The organism is Herbiconiux gentiana, from assembly GCF_024978135.1.
GTDB lineage: Bacteria > Actinomycetota > Actinomycetes > Actinomycetales > Microbacteriaceae > Herbiconiux > Herbiconiux gentiana.
This window is the reverse complement of the sequence record NZ_JANTEZ010000003.1, coordinates 355,369-371,841: the sequence shown is the minus strand read 5'-3', so window position 1 is coordinate 371,841 and position 16,473 is coordinate 355,369. Positions and strand designations below refer to the sequence as shown.

Below are 16,473 nucleotides of genomic sequence, written 5' to 3'. Positions count from 1 at the left end.
GATCAGGCGGGCTGCAGCTCCGACGCCAGCTCGGGGAAGCGGGTCGCGAGCAGCTCGAGCGACTCGACCCGGGCCGGCGTCTCGCGTGGGCCGTCGGCGGCCAGCGAGCCGGCGACGGGCGAGACCATGACCTCGTCGACGCCGTGTCGCTGCATCTGCGAGCGGATGCGCGACTCGACCTCGTCGGCCGTGCCGATCAGCCAGTGGCGCTCCTGCTCCAGTACCGACTGCTCCTCCATCGGGCTGAGGGCGGTGGCCTCGGCCTGCTCGACGGTGAGCTGCGGGCCGAGCACGCCGCCGGTGCGGAGCCTCGCCATGGCGATCAGCTGCGGCAGGGCGCGGCGGCGGGCCTCCTCGGCGGTGGCCGCCACCGAGATGTTCACCGTGAGCAGGGTCTTCGGTGCCGCCAGAGCCTCCGAGGGCTGGAAGCCGTCGCGGTACAGGGCGAGCGCCCGGTCGATGCCGGGCTGGCCGAAGTGGTTGGCGAAGACGTAGGCGGTGCCGAGCTTCGCGGCGAGGGCGGCGCTGTAGTCGCTCGAGCCTAGCAGCCACAGCTCGGGGGCCGACGCGGTGCGCGGGGTGGCCTTCAACTCGTAGGAACGACCGCGGATGTTCAGGCCGACGCCCGGCTGCTCGTCGCCGAAGGGCTGCCCGGCGGGGCGGTCGGAGCCGAGCAGGGCCGCCACGGTCTCGACGTCGGTGGGGAAGGACGCCGCGGGGTCGCTGTCGGTCGTCGAGCGCTGGCCGCGCAGCATGTAGGCCGTGACCGGGTCGGAACCGGGAGCGCGGCCGAGGCCGAGGTCGATGCGGCCCGGGTGCATGGCCTCGAGCAGCGCGAACTGCTCGGCCACCGTGAGGGCCGCGTGGTTCGGCAGCATGACGCCGCCCGAGCCCAGCCGGATGCGCGAGGTGCCGGCGGCGAAGTGCGCGATCAGGGTCGCGGGGGACGTGGACGCCACCGACGGCATGTTGTGGTGCTCGGCCATCCAGTAGCGGGTGTAGCCGAGGCGGTCGGCCGCCTGGGCGAGCTCGAGGCTCGCGGCCACGGCATCGCCCGTCGTCTGGTCGGAGCGGACGGGGATGAGATCGAGTACCGAGAGAGCAGTCATGTCCCTGTTCTCAGCGGCGCGGAGCCCCCGTTTATTCCGAAACTCGCCCGTGGTTGCGCGATTTTGCGGGAGGTCGCACGTACTGTGGCGGTGTGTGGCGTGCCGATAAGAAACGAGAAGCAGACGATCCGACGTCTGCCCCCGACTCTGCCGAGTCGGCCTGGGGCCGCAGTGGGCAGTCCGCTGCCGGTGGCCCGATCGGACAGGTGTTCACGACGGAGAGTCTCGTCGAACCCGCCCGGGACCAGTGGCGGGCGGAGATCGCGGCGCTCGGCGGCGAGTCGCCGCTGATCGTCTTCGACGACACCCCTCGGTCGCGCATCGAGCTCAGCACCACCCATCCCGGTGGTCTCGCGCAGTTCATCACGGGCAACTCGACGCTGCTGTCGAGCCTCATCCGCGACGAGCTCGCGCTCCGCAACGCCCGCATCGCGGCCGGCGCCATCACCGACAAGGGTGTCGAGCTCCGCTCCGTGCGCGGCATCGACTCCGTGCACCTCGCCATCGGCCTGGCCGAGTGGCGCGCCCCGAACCCCGACGGCAGCCCGGCCGGCGTCGGCGACGCCGGCGCGCAGCAGTTCCGCGCCCCCGTGCTGCTGCGTCCCATCTCGGTGCGCCGCTACGGGCGCGACTTCGAGCTGAAGCTGCGCGGAGTGCCGTTCGTGAACCCGGTGCTCGTGCGGGCGCTGCAGGAGCAGTTCGGCATCACGCTCGACGGCGAGAGCCTCGTGGCGCTGGCGCAGTCCAGCGGGGTCTTCAAGCCCCAGCCCGTGATCGACCGGCTGCGCAGCCTCACCTCGCACCTGCCCTGGTTCGCCGTGCAGCCGCGCCTCGTGGTGTCGTCGTTCGCCGACGTCTCGAGCGCGATGCTGGCCGACAGTGCCGATCTCGCGCATCCGGTGCTCGACGCGCTCGCCGGCAACTTCAGCTCTCGCCGGGCCGTGCAGGAGGGCTACCACCCGGTCGAGCCCTCGCCGCAGGACCACCGCGCCCCGAGCACCGACACCCTGTTGCTCGACGCCGACAGCGAGCAGGAGAACGTGATCGCCCAGATCTCGGGCGGCAACTCCATCGTGGTGAAGACGCTGCCCGGAACCGGCGGCACCCAGACGATCGTCAACGCCATCGGCGCCCTGGTCGCGCAGAACAAGCGCGTGCTCGTCGTGAGCCCCCGCCGGCTCAGCCTGAGCGGCATCGGCCGCCGGCTGAGCGACGTCGGGCTGCCGGGGGTCGCTGTGTCGCCGCGCACCCTGCGTCGCGACCTGATCCAGTCGATCGGCCGCAACGAGAAGGCGGCGCAGCCTCGCGTGGCCGACATCGACGAGGCCCTCGTGCGCCTGCGCGGAGTGCTCCTCGACTACCGCTCCTCGATGTCGCGCGTCGACCCGACGCTCAAGGTCTCGGTGCTCGACGCCCTGCGCGAGCTCGCCCGGCTGGCGCTGCTGCCGAGCCCGCCCTCGACCACGGCCCGGCTCGACCGCGCCGCTCTCGAGTCGCTCGCGACGGGCCGCGCCAAGGCCGCCAAGACGCTCAGTCGGGCGGCCGAGCTCGGCCAGTTCCGCTACGGCCCCGACGACTCGCCCTGGTACGGCGCGCAGTTCTCGTCGAGCGACGACGCCCACAAGGCGCACCAGCTCGCGAAGCGGCTCGACCGCACCGATCTGCCCCGCCTGCTCACGGGGGCCTACGAGCTGATCGGTCAGACCCGCATGCGGCCGTTCACCTCGCTGAACGAGCTCGGCACCTACCTGCGGCTGCTCGCCGACCTGCGCGAGACGCTCGACAAGTTTTTGCCCGTGGTCTTCGACCGCTCGCTCACCGACCTGATCGCCGCCACCTCGCCGCGCCGCGACGCCCCGCAGATGTCGTCGACCTCGCGTCGCCGCCTCAAGGCGCTGGCCCGCGAGTACGTGCGCCCCGGTGTTCACATCGGCGACATCAACGAGTCGCTCCGCCGCATCCAGCAGCAGCGCACCCTCTGGTACCGCTACGCCGCGGCCGGCATCCCGCCGGAGATCCCCGTCGGCATCAACGACGTGCAGGTCGCGTTCCAGCGCGTCACCGAAGACCTCGCGCAGCTCGACCTGCCGCTCGGCCGCTCCGGCACCGCGCAGCACCTCGCGGCGCTGCCGATCGACCAGCTCATCGGCATGGTCGAGGGTCTCGCCGCCGAGTCGGAGGTGCTCGCGAACCTGCAGGAGCGCACCGCGCTCCTCGACTCGCTGCACGAGCACGCGCTCGACCCGCTGCTCGTCGACCTGTCGAACCGCCATGTGCCCGAGTCGGCCGTGCCCGACGAACTCGAACTGGCCTGGTGGCAGTCGGTGCTCGAGCTGATGCTCGAGGGCGACCGCGCGCTGCTCGGCGCGAACACCGGTGTTCTCGACCGGCTGGAGGGCGACTTCCGGCTCGTCGACGAGGCCCACGCCTCGATGAACGGCCAGCTGCTGTCGTGGCAGCTCGCCGAGACCTGGAGCGTCGGTCTCGTCGACCACCCGAGCGAGGCGAGCGCCCTCAAGGAGCTGCTGCGCACCGACCGGGTGACCTCCGCGAGCCTGCACGAGGCCGCGCCCCACCTCGGCAAGGTGCTCGCGCCGGTCTGGCTGGCCTCGCCCTACGAGGTGCCGCAGATCACCGACGCCATCACCTTCGACACCGTCGTGCTCGTCGACGCGGGGGCGACCACCCTCGCCGAGAACGTGGGCGCCATCCGCCGTGGCCGCCAGGTCGTCGCGTTCGGCGACCCGGTCACGCAGACGCCGTCGCACTTCGAGGTCGCCATCCGGCCCTTCGACGACTCCCGCACCCGCACGGCCGTCGACGCCGAGCTGGTGGAGGAGCTGCACGCCGACTCGGCGCTCGCCCGCCTGGCCGACCTCGTGCCCACCCTCTCGCTCACCCGCAGCTACCGCGCGGGCGGCGAAGACCTGGCCGAGCTCGTCAACCACCGCTTCTACGGCGGCAAGATCGACTCGCTGCCCTGGGCCGGTACCTTCCTCGGGCACGGCAGCCTCGCGCTGCACTACGTCGAGGGCCGCGGCGGCATGCCCGACTCCGAGACGGGTGCGGTCGAGAGCGTCGACGCCGAGGTCGACGAGGTCGTCTCGCTCGTGCTCGACCACGCGATCAACTACCCGCGTGAGTCGCTGATGGTCATCACCGCGTCGCCGAAGCACGCCGTACGGGTGCAGCAGGCGGTGCTGGCGGCTTTCGCCAAGCGCAGCGACCTGGCCGACTTCATCCTGAAGGAGCGCGCCGAGCCGTTCATGGTGGCGACGCTCGAGCAGTCGGTGGCCCAGAGCCGCGACCGCGTGATCTTCTCGGTCGGCTACGGCAAGACCGCCCACGGCCGCGTGCTCACCAACTTCGGCGGGCTCGCTCGTCCCGGGGGAGAGCGCCTGCTCGCCGTCGGTATGACGAGGGCCCGTCGATCCATGGACATCGTCAGCTGCTTCATGCCCGCCGACATCGACGAGGAGCGGATGAACTACGGGGTCGTGGCGCTGCGCCAGATCCTGCAGGAGGCCGAGACCGGCCCGACGCCCGACACCTTCTCGAGCCCGGGCGACGCGCTGCTGATCGACCTCGCCCGCCGCCTCGGCGCGCGCGGCCTCGAGGTGGCCTTCGAGCACCGCGGCAAGCTGACGCTGGTCGCCTCGCACGACGGTCGCGCGATCGCCATCGAGACGGATGCGGTGGTGCACTCCACTTCGCTCCGTGAGTCCCTGCGCCTCAGGCCCGACATGCTGCGCCGGCTCGGCTGGCACTACCTGCGGGTGCACTCCTTCGAGCTGTTCACAAATCCCGAGGCCGTGGCGGCCCGCATCGCCTCGGTGATCGGCGTGCGCGAGCTGTCGTTGGTGGAGACGTCGCCGATCTCGCTCTGAGCGGAGTGCTGTGAACGGATTGCTCTGAGCAGGGTGCTCTGGGCCTCGCCGTCTACGCTGGTGCCATGGACGTGAAGAAGGTCGGCCGCCGGCGCGTGGCCACGTCGGCCGTGCCCGGCAGCGACCCGACTCCGCAGACCGGGCCCGACGGGCAGCCGGTGCGTGCCGCCGAGGACACGGATCAGGCGTGGGGCGTCGCCCCGCGGACGAACGGCGGGGGCGCATCCGGAGCCAGCGGCGAGCAGCCCAATGACGAACGACTCAGGCGGGACGTGCCCCCGCACTGGTAGAGCTGGTGCTTCGGGGTGGTTAGTGCTTCGGGACGTGCCCTGACGCCGGCGGCTCGCCCGCTTCGGCGGCGCGCTGGGCCGCGAGCAGGTCGCGGATCTCGATCAGCAGCTCGGTCTCGGTGGGCGGGAGCTCCTCGTTCTCCTTCTCCAGCGACTCGGCCGGGGTGCCCTTGATCGCGAAGGCCGCCTTCTTCAGGTGGTTGATCGGCAATACGAAGACGAAGTAGACCACCACGGCCACGATCAGGAACTGGATGATCGCGCCGAGCACCGCGCCGAACTTGATCTGCGCGTCGCCGATCGCCACGATGCCCGCGTTGTCGAGGCTGTCGGCGCGGAACAGCGCGCTGATGATCGGGTTGAAGATGTTCGCGACGATCGAGTTGACCACCGCGGTGAAGGCGGCGCCGATGACCACGGCGACCGCGAGGTCGATGACGTTTCCGCGGAGGATGAACTCCCTGAATCCCTTGAACATGCGTTCAGCTTAGGAGGAGGCGGCCTTTGACGGGGTCGACGTGGCCGACGGCGTCGACTTCGAGGTGCTGCTGCTCGACGAGGAACTGGAGCTGGAGCTGGAGCTGGAGCCCGAGTCGGACTTCGGCGCGCTGGGCGTGCTGTCGCTCTTCTTCGCGCGCGAATCGGTGCGGTAGAAGCCCGAGCCGTTGAACGTCACGCCGACGGGGCTGAAGACCTTGCGGAGCTTGCCGCCGCAGACGTCGCAGACAGAGAGGGTGTCGTCGGTGAAGGCCTGTTGGATGTCGAAGGCGTTGTCGCACTCGGTGCAGCGGTAGGAGTAGGTGGGCACAGGAGCCTCCGGGAACGGGCTTCGCGCGCGGTCAGCGCGGGAAACGGATGATGCGGGTGGGGGTGACGGCGCCGTCGACGGGTGCGTCGTGCACTTCGCGCGGCACCTCGTCGAGGATCTCGTCGTCGAACACGACCGCGAAGACGGGCGGGCAGTTCTCCATCGAGCCGAGCGTGCGGTCGAAGTAGCCGCGGCCCCAGCCCATGCGGGTGCCCCGGCCGTCGACGGCGGAGGCCGGGATGACGATGAGGTCGGCGTCGTTGATGGCGATCGGGCCGAGGATGCCGCCGGCCGGCTCGGGCAGGCCGTAGAGCCCCTCGGTCTCGCTCTCGCCGTCGGCCTCGGCCCAGTCGAGCAGGCCGTCCTGGCGCGCGATCGGGAGCAGCACCCGCCGGCCGTCGGCGAGGGCCCAGTTGATGAAGGGGCGCGTGTTCGGCTCGAACGACGTCGACAGGTACGCGGAGATCGTGCGCGCATCCGTCTCGGTGGCGATCTTCACGAGGTTCTCGGTGAAGCCGAGTTCGGCGGCGTCGACGACGTGGGCGGGGCGGGTGCGCCGGCGCTCGCGCAGCTCGGCGCGGAGGGCCCGCTTGTCGGTGCTGCGGTCGGAGGCCATGTGTTCGATTCTAGAGCCGCGTGGAGTGAGGCATGCGCGAACCTGGATATGCTTCCGGCATGGGGACACCACTCACCAAAGCAGTCATTCCGGCCGCCGGTCTCGGCACGCGCTTCCTTCCCGCCACCAAGGCGATGCCGAAGGAGATGCTGCCGGTGGTCGACAAGCCGGCCATCCAGTACGTCGTCGAGGAAGCCGTGGGGGCGGGTCTGAACGACGTGCTCGTCGTGACCGGCCGCAACAAGGCCGCCATCGAGAACCACTTCGACCGGGTCTACGAGCTCGAGTCGACGCTCGAGCAGAAGGGCAAGGGCGAGATGCTGCGGGTGGTCAACGAGTCCACCGCCCTCGCCGAGATGCACTACGTGCGCCAGGGCGACCCGCTGGGCCTCGGTCACGCCGTGCTGCGCTCGCGCATGCACGTCGGCCACGAGCCCTTCGCGGTGCTGCTCGGCGACGACATCATCGACGCCCGCGACCCGCTGCTGAAGCGGATGCTCGAGGTGCAGGAGTCCCGCACCGCGACCGTCATCGCGCTGATGGAGGTCGACCCGTCGATGACGCACCTCTACGGCGTCGCCTCGGTCGAGGCCACCGACGAGGCCGACGTGGTCAAGGTGACCGGGCTGGTCGAGAAGCCCGACGAGGGCACCGCGCCCTCCAACCTCGCCGTGATCGGCCGCTACGTGCTGCAGCCCGAGGTCTTCGAGATCCTCGAGAACACCCCGCCCGGCAAGGGCGGCGAGATCCAGCTGACGGATGCCCTGCTCACGCTCGCCGACGACGACTCCATCGCGGGCGGCGTCTACGGCGTGGTGTTCGGCGGCCGTCGCTACGACACCGGGGACAAGCTCGATTACATCAAGGCGATCGTGCAGCTCGCCAGCGACCGCAGCGACCTCGGTCCCGACCTCCGGCCGTGGCTGCAGGAGTTCGTGTCAGGGCTCTGACCGGCGCGGAGCTCGCGGTAGTGTTCCAGCCATGTTCGTCCCCACGCTGACCGAGGGTCGTGTCACGCTCCGGCCCATCCGGGTGCGTGACGCGAAGACCCTCGAACGTGAGCTGATCGAGAACCGGTCGTGGCTGCGCACCTGGGAGGCGACCAACCCGCAGGGTCCGATGTCGTTCGACACCCGGGCGAGCATCCGCTCTCTTCAGACGAATGCTCGCGCCGGTTTCGGCCTGCCGTTCCTGATCGAGTACGACGGCGAGGTCGCCGGGCAGCTGAACGTCTCGTCGATCACCTACGGTTCCGTGGCTTCGGCCTCGATCGGCTACTGGGTGTCGGAGCGCTTCGCGGGCAAGGACATCACGCCGATCAGCACGGCGCTCGCGAGCGACTACTGCTTCTTCTCGGTGGGGCTGCACCGCATCGAGATCTGCATCCGGCCCGAGAACGGGCCGAGCCTGCGGGTGGTCGAGAAGCTGGGGTTCCGCTACGAGGGGCTGCGGCGGCGCTACATCCACATCAACGGCGACTGGCGCGACCACTTCTGCTTCGCCCTGGTGCGCGAGGAGCTGCCTGTGGGCGTGCTGCGACGGTGGCAGGAGGGCACGGTGCCGCCCGGCGACGGCAGCGTGCCCGAGAGCGAGCGCATCGCAGCCCAGCGGGCCATCCCGATCACCCGACCGTGAGGTCGCGGCGGCGCGTGCGCGGCTGATTCCCACCCGACACACGTGCCGCGTTGAGGGGTGCGGGCGGCGCGCGCCCCTACCGTAGAGCCATGACGACGGACTGGCTCAGCGGAGGGTTCATCATCGCCCTCGCGGCGGTGCTGTGGCTCGCATACCTGCTGCCGTCGTGGTTCCGTTCGCGGCAGTACCTCGCCACGGAGCGGAACGCCGTGCGGCTGCAGCAGACGCTGCGCATCCTCGCCGAGACCGCCGAGGTGCCCGAGGAGGTGCGGGTCGAGGCGAGTGCGCGCTCGATCGCCGAGCAGGAGCGCATCCTGAAGCACCGGGCGCAGCAGCAGACCCTCGCGGCCGTGCCGGCCGCCGTGCGCACCGCCGACCGGCTGCGGCGGTCGCGCGCCGTCACCGCGCTGGTGCTCGCCGTCTCGCTCTCGGTCGCCGTGCTCGGCGGGATGCAGGCCGTCTACACGGGGGCCTGGATCATCCTGATCGGCGGGGCGATCGCGTCGGTCGTGTGCGTCGCGATGCTCGTGCGGCTCGCTCAGGCCGGGCGCCGGCTGAAGCTGCCGGCGTCGCTCGCGCCGACGGCCGTGCCGTTGACGTCACCGGAGCTGGTGGACTACGGGTTCGAGGACGCCGCGTCGGCGTCTGGCGCGTCTGGGTCGTCGGCCTCGTCTGTCGTGGCCGAGGCGGACACGCGTTCCGCCGGTGACCGCGCTTCGGGCTGGGTGCCCGTCGCCATGCCGCGTCCCCTCTACCTCTCCCGCTCGGCCTCGCTGCCGCTCGGTCTCGACCAGCCGGCCGAGGTCGACGTGCCCGACCGGCTCGACACGGTGAAGACCGCCGAGCTCGCCGAGGCCACCGCCCGCGCCTCGCGGGAGCGTGCCGAGCCCGACCACCACGAGTCGCTGCGCCGGGCCGCGGCGTCAGCCGAGGCCGCCCTGCGGGCGCGCCTCGAGGCCGAGTCGGCCGCGGTCGCCGAGATCCCGACCGCCGCCCCGGCGACTCCGGCGGCTGAGGCCGCGCCGGTGGCGCCCGCGGTGCCGTCGCGGTTCGCCCGGATGGGAATCGTCGACGGCGACACGGACGCGCATCTCGACATCGATGCCGTGCTCGCACGGCGTCGCGCGGGCTGAACTGCGCCGTGCTCGCGCGGCGTCGCGCGGGCTGAGCCCGGTCGTATTCCCGTGCGGCGATATGGTCCGCTCCTAGGATGGCGACATGAGTGACGCCGGAGTCCGCGCCCCCACCTCGAGATCGCAGTCGGCCTCCGGGGCGGCATCCATCGATCTGTCGAAGCGGGACCTGACCCTCGACCTGGCCCGGGTGTTCTGCGTCCTCCTGGTCGTGCTGATCCACCTGCTGATGGTGGGTGTCGGCACCGCACCCGACGGCTCGATCGTCGTTTCGCGCCCGCTCGAGGAGCAGTGGTGGTTCGCCCCGGTCACCTGGGCCGGGCAGATCATGCCGCTGTTCTTCGTGGTCGGCGGATTCGCATCCCTCACCGCCTGGCGCAGCCACACCCGCCGCGGCGGAACGGCCGCGGGCTACGTGCGCAACCGCGTGCTGCGCCTCGCCCAGCCGGCGCTGCCCCTCTTCGTCTTCTACGCGGTGGTCATCGGGGGAGCGCGCCTGATCGGCGTCGACCCGGCGCTGATCGACGTCGCCGTCACGGGTGCCGCCTCGCCGCTGTGGTTCCTCGCTGCGTACACGCTCTGCCAGGCGCTCGTGCCGCTGATGGTCGGCTGGCACGCCCGGGCGCCTCGGGCGACCCTCGTGGTGCTGCTCGCCGGGGCGATCGTGGTGGATGCGCTGCGGTACTCCACGGGCATCACCGAGATCGGCCTGCTCAACCTCTTCTTCGTCTGGCTGCTCGTGCAGCAGCTCGGATTCTTCTACGCCGACGGCTGGTTCGCCGCCCGCCGCTGGTACACCCTCGTCGGCATCGCGGCCGTGGCCTACGCGCTCCTGGTGCCGCTGACGGTCTGGGGCCCGTACGCCGACGACATGCTCACCAACCTCAACCCGCCCACGCTGCCGCTGGTGGCGCTCGCGGTGGCGCAGGCGTGCATCCTGAGACTGCTGAAGCCGGCGCTCGCGAAACTCATGAACACCCACGCCGCCCGGGCCGTGGTGTTCCTCGTCGGCACCCGGCTGATGACGATCTACCTCTGGCACCTGCCGGTGATCCTGCTGGTCTCCGGAGCGCTGCTGCTGATTCCCGGCGCATCCCCGACGCCGGCGAGCCCGGCCTGGTGGTGGTCGCGTCCGGTGATGTTCGTGCTGGTGCTGGCCGCGGTGTTCGGGCTGTCGTTCCTCGTCGGGCGCTTCGAGGCGGCACGGGAGGTGGGCCCCACCCCGCCCACGCCGGTCGTCGCGGTGGCGACGGTGCTGGCGTTCGTGCCGCCGTTCCTCGTGATGGAGTTCTTCATGGACCTGCCCACGGCCCTGATCGGGGTGGTGCTGCTCTCCGCCGCCATCCTGATGCTCGGGCGCTGGCGCCCCGGTTCGCAATCGGCCCCGCTTTCGTCGTAGAATATCGGGGTTGTCGTTTCGACGTCAGCGGGGCTATGGCGCAGTTGGTAGCGCGTCTCGTTCGCAATGAGAAGGTCAGGGGTTCGAATCCCCTTAGCTCCACCACAGAACATCTCCGAAGCAGCGGTTCTCGACAGTCGTCGTAGGCTCGGGGGCATGAGCCTGAATCGCCTCGTGAGCCCCGCGTCCGCTGTCGCTCTTCTGGCCGCGGTCATCGTGCTGACGGGGTGCACGTCGACGGCGGGTCCGTCGTCGAGCGCCACCGCCTCCCCGTCCGCCACCGCGCTGCCCACCGCCACGGCGGCGGTCCCCACGGCGACGGTCACACCGACGCCCACCTCGTCACCCACGTCCGCACCCACCTCTGCATCCACGTCCGACCCGGCGGCTCCGGCGTCGTACGACCTCGACGCGGTCTACGCCGCGTGCGTGGAGGCCACCGCGGAGATCGGCGGCATCCCGGGCGAGGCGGTCGGCTACGACCCGGCCGATGTGCAGCCGGCCTCGGAGAACGTCTACCTCAAGGACCGCTTCGCCGACGACCCCACCGCGCTGGCGTTCTACTTCACCTTCGATCCCGACTCGGACGATCTGGCCGACACCGTCCCGGTGCTCTGCTCCGTCAGCGGGCCGTTCGACGCGCCGGTCGTCGAGCACGTGCGCTCGCTCACCTGACCACCCGGCCTCGAGGAGCACACGATGGGCAGGATCGTCGTCAGCAGCATGGTGAGCGTCGACGGGTTCACGGAGGGCGCGGGCGGCGACGTCTCGCAGATGCCGATGGATCTCGCGTTCGCCGAGCACAACGCCGACCGGGTGCGCTCCGCCGGGCGGCTGCTGTTCGGGGCCGAGACCTACACCCGCATGATGAAGTACTGGCCTGGGCAGGTCGACGACGCCGACGCGATCCCCGAGGACCGGTACATCGCCTCCCGGTACGCCACCGATCTCGGCATCACCGTGGTCTCCGACCGACTCACGCGCGCCGACATCCCGGTCTGGGGTGATCGCACCGAGATCGTCTCGCGTCGCGAGGCGCACGAACACCTGAGGAGCCTGCGCGACTCCGAGCCCGACGACATCGCGGTGTTCGGCAGCCGCACCGTCTGGACCGAGCTGCTCGCCCACGGTCTGGTCGACGAGCTGCACCTGCTCATCGGGCCGAAGATCGTCGCCGGCGACGCCCGCGCCTTCACCGGGCTGCCGCAGCTCGGGCTCGAGCTGCTCGGGGTGCGCACGTGGAAGGACTCGGGCACGGTCGCCCTCTCCTACCGCCCCGAGAACGCGCCGTCGGCGACCCGCACGAGCTGAGCCCAGCGCTACGGGAGTCGGCGCGCGCTGAGCCGCAGAGGGCCGCGACTCAGCTGTGCGTCGTGTTCTCGCGCATCTCGTCGAGGCTGAGTTCCGGTGGCCCGCCGGCCGCCGCGTCGGGGTCCATCCAGACGAAGTCCCAGTGGTGGCCGTCGAGGTCGTCGAAGCTCTTCGAGTACATGAAGCCGTGGTCCTGCTCACCGGCCGGCGTCGCGCCCGCCGCGAGAGCCTTCCCGTGCAGCTCGTCGACCTCGTCCTTGCTCTCGGCGCTGAGCGCGAGCTGCACCTCGGTCGAGGTGGTGGCGTCGATGATCGTCTTGCTCGTGAACTCAGCGAAGAACTCGCGGGTGAGCAGCATCGCCGTGATCGTGTCGCTGATCACCACGCTGGCCGCGTTCTCGTCGCTGAAGGCTTCGTTGATCGAGTACCCGAGCGCCTCGTAGAACGCGCGCGATCGCGCGAGGTCGTTCACGGCCAGGTTGATGAAGACTGTGGTCGGCATCGGGGACCTCTCGGACGGTCTGCCGGAGGCCCGCCGCCTCCGGTCGTCACCGACGATGATCCGAGGTCGCGGGGGCGGTGTCTAGAACGAAGGGCCCGCCGGAGCGGACCCTTCGTCGTTGCCGTGCGTGATTCCGCGTCGACTACTCCTCGGACTTCAGCGCGAGGCCGATCGCGAAGAAGGTCGGGGCCCAGTGGCCGATGAAGATGCCCCAGCGGTCGGACTGCGCCTTGTCGTCGGACTTCTTGCCGCGCGACACCAGCCACGCGATCAGCGACACGACGATCGAGGCGAAGCCCGCGAGGTACGCGTGCTTGCTCTGGATGCCGAGTCCGTGGGCGAACTCGATCGGGTCGAAGCCGACCTTCTCGATCTCTTTCTTGGCCATGATGGGTCCTTTCGAGGATTCCCGGGGCAGGGATGCTCTCACACTCCACCTCCGGCGCGGAAAACGCCACCCCTTCCCGTCGAGAACGTCGCCCTGCGGCCCAGCACCTGCCACTCATCCGCAGATCCGGCAGTAGAATCCGATCTGTGACGCAGATACGGATCAAAGACGCGGCAACGTACCTCGGCGTGAGCGACGACACGGTGCGCCGCTGGATCGACGGCGGCCTGCTCGCGAGCGGCAAGGACGACGCGGGTCGCGGCGTCGTCGACGCCCTGGCGATGGCTGAGCTCGCCCGCCGCAACGCCGTGCTGCCGGCCGACCCCTCCGAGATCGGCCGCTCCGCCCGCAACCGCCTCGTGGGCATCGTCACCGACGTCGTCACCGACACGGTGATGGCGCAGGTCGAGCTGCAGTGCGGTCCGCACCGCATCGTCTCCCTGATGAGCAGCGAGGCGGTGCGCGAGCTCGGGCTCGAGCCCGGTTCGGTCGCCATCGCGGTGGTCAAGGCCACGACCGTGCTGGTCGAGACCCCGGGCGGGCGGGCCTGATGCGCCGCGCCACGACGGCGGTGCTGGCCGCAGCCGCCTTGCTGCTGCTGAGCGGATGCGCGGGGCAGGCGGCTCCGTCGGGTGACGCCGCCCCGTCCGCCGCCTCGAGCGGCACGGCAGACTCCCTCGAGGGTTCGATCACCGTGTTCGCCGCCGCGTCGCTGAAGGCGACGTTCACCGAGCTGGCCCAGGAGTTCGAGGCCGCGCATCCGGGAGTCACCGTCGAGCTCTCGTTCGCCGGATCGTCGGACCTCGTCACCCAGATCACCGAGGGCGCCCCGGCCGACGTGTTCGCCTCGGCCGACGAGAAGAACATGGCGAAGCTCACCGACGCCGGGCTCGTCGACGCCGGCGCACCGGTCGACTTCGCCACCAACGTGCTGACCATCGCCGTGCCGCCGGGCAACCCCGGGACGGTCGAGGCCTTCGCCGATCTCGCCGATCCGGCCGTGCGCACCGTGATCTGCGCCGCCCAGGTGCCCTGCGGGGCGGCCACCGCGACGCTGGAGACGGCCACCGGGGTGACGATCCCCGCGGTCAGCGAGGAGTCCTCGGTCACCGACGTGCTCGGCAAGGTCACGAGCGGGGAGGCCGACGCCGGGCTCGTCTACGTCACCGACGTCGTCGCCGCCGGGGACGCGGTCGAGGGAGTCGACATCCCCGAGGCGGCTGAAGCTGTGAACACCTACCCGATCGCGCCGGTCGCCGGGTCCCAGAACGAGGCGGCCGCCCAGGCCTTCGTCGCGCTCGTCACCGGGTCGACCGGACGCGACGTGCTGACCGCCGCCGGCTTCGGCGCCCCCTAGGCGACACGATGGCGGGGAGCACGTACGGCGGGGTGCCGCGCTGGGTGGCGGTCGTCGCCGCGCTCGGCGCGGCCTTCGTGCTGCTGCCGCTCGTGGCGATGCTGCTGCGGGTGAACTGGGCGGAGTTCGTGCCGCTGATCACCTCGGAGTCGTCGCTCGACGCGCTCGGCCTGAGCCTCCGCACCTCGCTGACCTCGACGGCGCTGTGCGTGCTGCTCGGGGTGCCGATGGCGATCGTGCTCGCGCGCACCCGGTTCTGGGGGCAGAAGGTGCTGCGCTCTCTGGTGCTGCTGCCGCTCGTGCTTCCGCCGGTGGTCGGGGGCATCGCGCTGCTCTACACCTTCGGCCGACGCGGGCTGCTCGGGCAGGGCTTCGAGGCGTTCGGTGTCACGATCGCGTTCTCGACCACCGCGGTCGTGCTCGCGCAGACCTTCGTGGCGCTGCCCTTCCTGGTGCTGAGTCTCGAGGGGGCGCTCCGCACGGTCGGCACGCGCTACGAGGCGGTCGGCGCGACCCTCGGCGCCCGGCCCACCACGGTGCTGCGTCGCGTCACCCTGCCGCTCGTGCTGCCGGCCCTCGTCTCGGGCGCGGTGCTGTCGTTCGCCCGCGCGCTCGGGGAGTTCGGCGCGACGCTGACATTCGCCGGCTCGCTGCAGGGGGTCACGCGCACCCTGCCGCTCGAGATCTACCTGCAGCGCGAGACCGATCCGGATGCGGCGGTCGCCCTCTCGCTGGTGCTGGTCGTCGTCGCCGTCGTCGTCGTGGCCGTCGCGCACCGCGCCGGCGAGCCCGCCGGCCTCCGCCCGGGGCGGCGGGCGCGATGAGTTTCGAGCTGCACGCGCGCGTCGCCGAGCGCGACGTCTCGGTGGCGCTCGAGGTCGCCGAGGGAGAGACCGTCGCCGTGCTCGGTCCGAACGGATCGGGCAAGTCGACGCTGCTCGCCGTGGCCGCCGGGCTGCTTCGGCCCGACTCGGGGCGGGCGCGGCTCGGCGATCGCGTGCTGTTCGACCTGCAGGGCCGCGGTGGTGCCGCCGGCGGGCGGCCGGGGCGAGGCCCCTGGGTGCCCCCGCACGCCCGGGGTATTGCGCTGCTCGCGCAGGAGGCCCTGCTCTTCCCGCATCTGACCGTGCTCGACAACGTCGCCTTCGGCGCTCGGGCGCGGGGCCGCTCGCGCGCGGAGGCCGCCACACACGCCAGGAGCTGGCTCGAGCGGGTCGACGCCATCGAGCTCGCCGATCGGCGCCCGGCCGAGCTGTCGGGCGGGCAGGCGCAGCGGATCGCCGTGGCCCGGGCGCTCGCCGCCGACCCGGCGCTGCTGCTGCTCGACGAGCCGATGGCCGCCCTCGACGTCTCGGTCGCGCCCGCCCTCCGCCGTACGCTCCGTGCCGTGCTGGCCGGGCGCAGCGCCGTGATCGTCACCCACGACGTGCTCGACGCCTTCACCCTCGCCGACCGGGTGGTCGTGCTCGACGCCGGGCGGGTCGTCGACTCCGGCCCCACCGCCGCGGTGCTCGAACGCCCCCGCACCGCCTTCGCCGCCGGGCTCACCGGTGTCAACCTGATCACGGGCACGGCGCACCGCGATGGCGTCCGCACGGCGGAGGGTCAGTTCGTCGACGTGCGCTTCGTCGAGCGGGTCGTCGACGGCGCCGCGGTCGCGGTCGCGGTGCGGCCCGCCGCGGTCGCCCTCAGCGCCGTCGAGCCCCGCACGTCGTCCCGCCTGCCGGGCCGCGTCACCGACGTCGAGCCGCGCGGCGACGTGGTGCGGGTGCGCGCCGGCGCCCTCGCCGCCGACGTGACACCCCGCCGAGCGGCCGAGCTCGACCTGGCACCCGGGGCGACCGTGTGGTTCTCGTTCGCCGCCGACGACACGACCGCGTACCCGCTCTAGCGCATCCGGAACACCTCGCTCACGCGGCCCGGTGTAGGGATCGCGTGAGGAATTCGCACGAGCCCGGGCGCGGCCCGTCAGGAAAGCGTTAGGACCGCCGGAACCGCGCTCGCCGGCGAGCACACTCTCATCCGTACCGCGCGCCCA

The 16,473-nt window shown here is 71.5% G+C and carries 18 protein-coding genes and 1 tRNA gene; 13 read left to right on the top strand and 6 right to left on the bottom strand.

Features of this window, described 5'->3' with window-relative positions; all coding sequences use genetic code 11:
* Positions 1–2 precede the first annotated feature (2 nt).
* Positions 3–1,109, bottom strand: a complete 1,107-nt coding sequence (locus tag NVV95_RS08855) for an LLM class flavin-dependent oxidoreductase (RefSeq protein WP_259486181.1) — start codon at positions 1,107–1,109, stop codon at positions 3–5.
* Positions 1,110–1,315: 206 nt separating this feature from the next.
* On the opposite strand from NVV95_RS08855, the gene NVV95_RS08850 reads away from it, so the two are divergent.
* On the top strand, positions 1,316–4,996 hold the full coding sequence (locus NVV95_RS08850) for an AAA family ATPase (protein ID WP_375163792.1): 3,681 nt from the start codon (positions 1,316–1,318) through the stop codon (positions 4,994–4,996).
* A 65-nt stretch (positions 4,997–5,061) separates the two neighbouring features.
* Entirely contained in the window at positions 5,062–5,286 is a 225-nt protein-coding gene (locus NVV95_RS08845; protein ID WP_259486179.1) for a hypothetical protein, read from the top strand.
* Positions 5,287–5,305: 19 nt separating this feature from the next.
* On the opposite strand, the gene mscL is transcribed toward NVV95_RS08845, so the two are convergent.
* The 3 genes from mscL to NVV95_RS08830 are packed head-to-tail and all read right to left on the bottom strand — an operon-like array spanning position 5,306 to position 6,710.
* Positions 5,306–5,764, bottom strand: a complete 459-nt coding sequence (gene mscL / locus NVV95_RS08840; protein ID WP_259486178.1) for a large conductance mechanosensitive channel protein MscL — start codon at positions 5,762–5,764, stop codon at positions 5,306–5,308.
* Positions 5,765–5,773: 9 nt separating this feature from the next.
* Positions 5,774–6,094 (bottom strand): FmdB family zinc ribbon protein, encoded by a 321-nt coding sequence (locus NVV95_RS08835; protein WP_259486177.1) that lies wholly within the window; start codon positions 6,092–6,094, stop codon positions 5,774–5,776.
* A 31-nt stretch (positions 6,095–6,125) separates the two neighbouring features.
* Complete coding sequence (locus NVV95_RS08830; protein WP_259486176.1) at positions 6,126–6,710, bottom strand: 5-formyltetrahydrofolate cyclo-ligase; 585 nt, start codon at positions 6,708–6,710, stop codon at positions 6,126–6,128.
* A 59-nt stretch (positions 6,711–6,769) separates the two neighbouring features.
* Between NVV95_RS08830 and galU the strand changes: the two genes are divergently transcribed.
* The 7 genes from galU to NVV95_RS08795 all read left to right on the top strand — a co-directional run bounded on the left by galU (position 6,770) and on the right by NVV95_RS08795 (position 12,188).
* Positions 6,770–7,660 (top strand): UTP--glucose-1-phosphate uridylyltransferase GalU, encoded by an 891-nt coding sequence (galU, locus tag NVV95_RS08825; RefSeq protein WP_259486175.1) that lies wholly within the window; start codon positions 6,770–6,772, stop codon positions 7,658–7,660.
* Between the two features lie 31 nt (positions 7,661–7,691).
* Positions 7,692–8,345 (top strand): GNAT family N-acetyltransferase, encoded by a 654-nt coding sequence (locus tag NVV95_RS08820; RefSeq protein WP_259486174.1) that lies wholly within the window; start codon positions 7,692–7,694, stop codon positions 8,343–8,345.
* Between the two features lie 89 nt (positions 8,346–8,434).
* The gene (locus NVV95_RS08815; protein WP_259486173.1) at positions 8,435–9,478 is read left to right on the top strand and encodes a hypothetical protein; all 1,044 of its coding nucleotides are present in this window, start codon (positions 8,435–8,437) and stop codon (positions 9,476–9,478) included.
* Positions 9,479–9,563: 85 nt separating this feature from the next.
* Complete coding sequence (locus NVV95_RS08810; protein ID WP_259486172.1) at positions 9,564–10,877, top strand: acyltransferase family protein; 1,314 nt, start codon at positions 9,564–9,566, stop codon at positions 10,875–10,877.
* Positions 10,878–10,906: 29 nt separating this feature from the next.
* Positions 10,907–10,982 (top strand) — tRNA-Ala (locus NVV95_RS08805).
* A 51-nt stretch (positions 10,983–11,033) separates the two neighbouring features.
* A complete protein-coding gene (locus NVV95_RS08800; RefSeq protein WP_259486171.1) occupies positions 11,034–11,552 on the top strand; it encodes a hypothetical protein in 519 nt (172 codons plus the stop codon).
* A gap of 24 nt (positions 11,553–11,576) precedes the next feature.
* Positions 11,577–12,188, top strand: coding sequence for a dihydrofolate reductase family protein (locus NVV95_RS08795; protein WP_259486170.1), 612 nt, complete (start codon positions 11,577–11,579; stop codon positions 12,186–12,188).
* A 49-nt stretch (positions 12,189–12,237) separates the two neighbouring features.
* Here the strand turns inward: NVV95_RS08795 and NVV95_RS08790 are convergent, their stop codons facing one another.
* Both NVV95_RS08790 and NVV95_RS08785 read right to left on the bottom strand, forming a co-directional pair.
* Positions 12,238–12,690: a VOC family protein gene (locus NVV95_RS08790; protein ID WP_259486169.1), complete on the bottom strand. Its 453-nt coding sequence runs from the start codon at positions 12,688–12,690 to the stop codon at positions 12,238–12,240.
* 142 nt (positions 12,691–12,832) lie between these two features.
* Positions 12,833–13,078 carry a hypothetical protein gene (locus NVV95_RS08785; RefSeq protein WP_259486168.1) on the bottom strand — a complete coding sequence of 82 codons (246 nt, stop codon included), beginning with the start codon at positions 13,076–13,078 and terminating at the stop codon, positions 12,833–12,835.
* 146 nt (positions 13,079–13,224) lie between these two features.
* Here NVV95_RS08785 and NVV95_RS08780 point away from each other — a divergent pair, with 146 nt between their 5' ends.
* Genes NVV95_RS08780 through NVV95_RS08765 form a run of 4 tightly spaced genes read left to right on the top strand, consistent with a single transcriptional unit; the run spans position 13,225 to position 16,326 of the window.
* On the top strand, positions 13,225–13,629 hold the full coding sequence (locus tag NVV95_RS08780) for a TOBE domain-containing protein (RefSeq protein ID WP_259486167.1): 405 nt from the start codon (positions 13,225–13,227) through the stop codon (positions 13,627–13,629).
* Positions 13,629–14,435, top strand: a complete 807-nt coding sequence (modA, locus tag NVV95_RS08775) for a molybdate ABC transporter substrate-binding protein (protein WP_259486166.1) — start codon at positions 13,629–13,631, stop codon at positions 14,433–14,435. Before NVV95_RS08780 ends, modA begins: the two co-directional genes overlap by 1 nt.
* A gap of 8 nt (positions 14,436–14,443) precedes the next feature.
* On the top strand, positions 14,444–15,259 hold the full coding sequence (locus NVV95_RS08770; protein WP_259486165.1) for an ABC transporter permease: 816 nt from the start codon (positions 14,444–14,446) through the stop codon (positions 15,257–15,259).
* On the top strand, positions 15,256–16,326 hold the full coding sequence (locus NVV95_RS08765; protein WP_259486164.1) for a sulfate/molybdate ABC transporter ATP-binding protein: 1,071 nt from the start codon (positions 15,256–15,258) through the stop codon (positions 16,324–16,326). The genes NVV95_RS08770 and NVV95_RS08765 overlap by 4 nt, the downstream gene beginning before the upstream one ends.
* The last annotated feature ends 147 nt before the right edge of the window (positions 16,327–16,473 follow it).

Coding starts and splice junctions, on each gene's coding strand:
- NVV95_RS08795 (WP_259486170.1), top strand. CDS start 11,577: ATGGGCAGGATCGTCGTCAGCAGCATGGTGAGCGTCGACGGGTTCACG.
- NVV95_RS08810 (WP_259486172.1), top strand. CDS start 9,564: ATGAGTGACGCCGGAGTCCGCGCCCCCACCTCGAGATCGCAGTCGGCC.
- NVV95_RS08800 (WP_259486171.1), top strand. CDS start 11,034: ATGAGCCTGAATCGCCTCGTGAGCCCCGCGTCCGCTGTCGCTCTTCTG.
- galU (WP_259486175.1), top strand. CDS start 6,770: ATGGGGACACCACTCACCAAAGCAGTCATTCCGGCCGCCGGTCTCGGC.
- NVV95_RS08830 (WP_259486176.1), bottom strand. CDS start 6,710: ATGGCCTCCGACCGCAGCACCGACAAGCGGGCCCTCCGCGCCGAGCTG.
- NVV95_RS08765 (WP_259486164.1), top strand. CDS start 15,256: ATGAGTTTCGAGCTGCACGCGCGCGTCGCCGAGCGCGACGTCTCGGTG.
- NVV95_RS08820 (WP_259486174.1), top strand. CDS start 7,692: ATGTTCGTCCCCACGCTGACCGAGGGTCGTGTCACGCTCCGGCCCATC.
- NVV95_RS08785 (WP_259486168.1), bottom strand. CDS start 13,078: ATGGCCAAGAAAGAGATCGAGAAGGTCGGCTTCGACCCGATCGAGTTC.
- mscL (WP_259486178.1), bottom strand. CDS start 5,764: ATGTTCAAGGGATTCAGGGAGTTCATCCTCCGCGGAAACGTCATCGAC.
- NVV95_RS08845 (WP_259486179.1), top strand. CDS start 5,062: ATGGACGTGAAGAAGGTCGGCCGCCGGCGCGTGGCCACGTCGGCCGTG.
- NVV95_RS08770 (WP_259486165.1), top strand. CDS start 14,444: ATGGCGGGGAGCACGTACGGCGGGGTGCCGCGCTGGGTGGCGGTCGTC.
- NVV95_RS08790 (WP_259486169.1), bottom strand. CDS start 12,690: ATGCCGACCACAGTCTTCATCAACCTGGCCGTGAACGACCTCGCGCGA.
- NVV95_RS08815 (WP_259486173.1), top strand. CDS start 8,435: ATGACGACGGACTGGCTCAGCGGAGGGTTCATCATCGCCCTCGCGGCG.
- NVV95_RS08855 (WP_259486181.1), bottom strand. CDS start 1,109: ATGACTGCTCTCTCGGTACTCGATCTCATCCCCGTCCGCTCCGACCAG.
- modA (WP_259486166.1), top strand. CDS start 13,629: ATGCGCCGCGCCACGACGGCGGTGCTGGCCGCAGCCGCCTTGCTGCTG.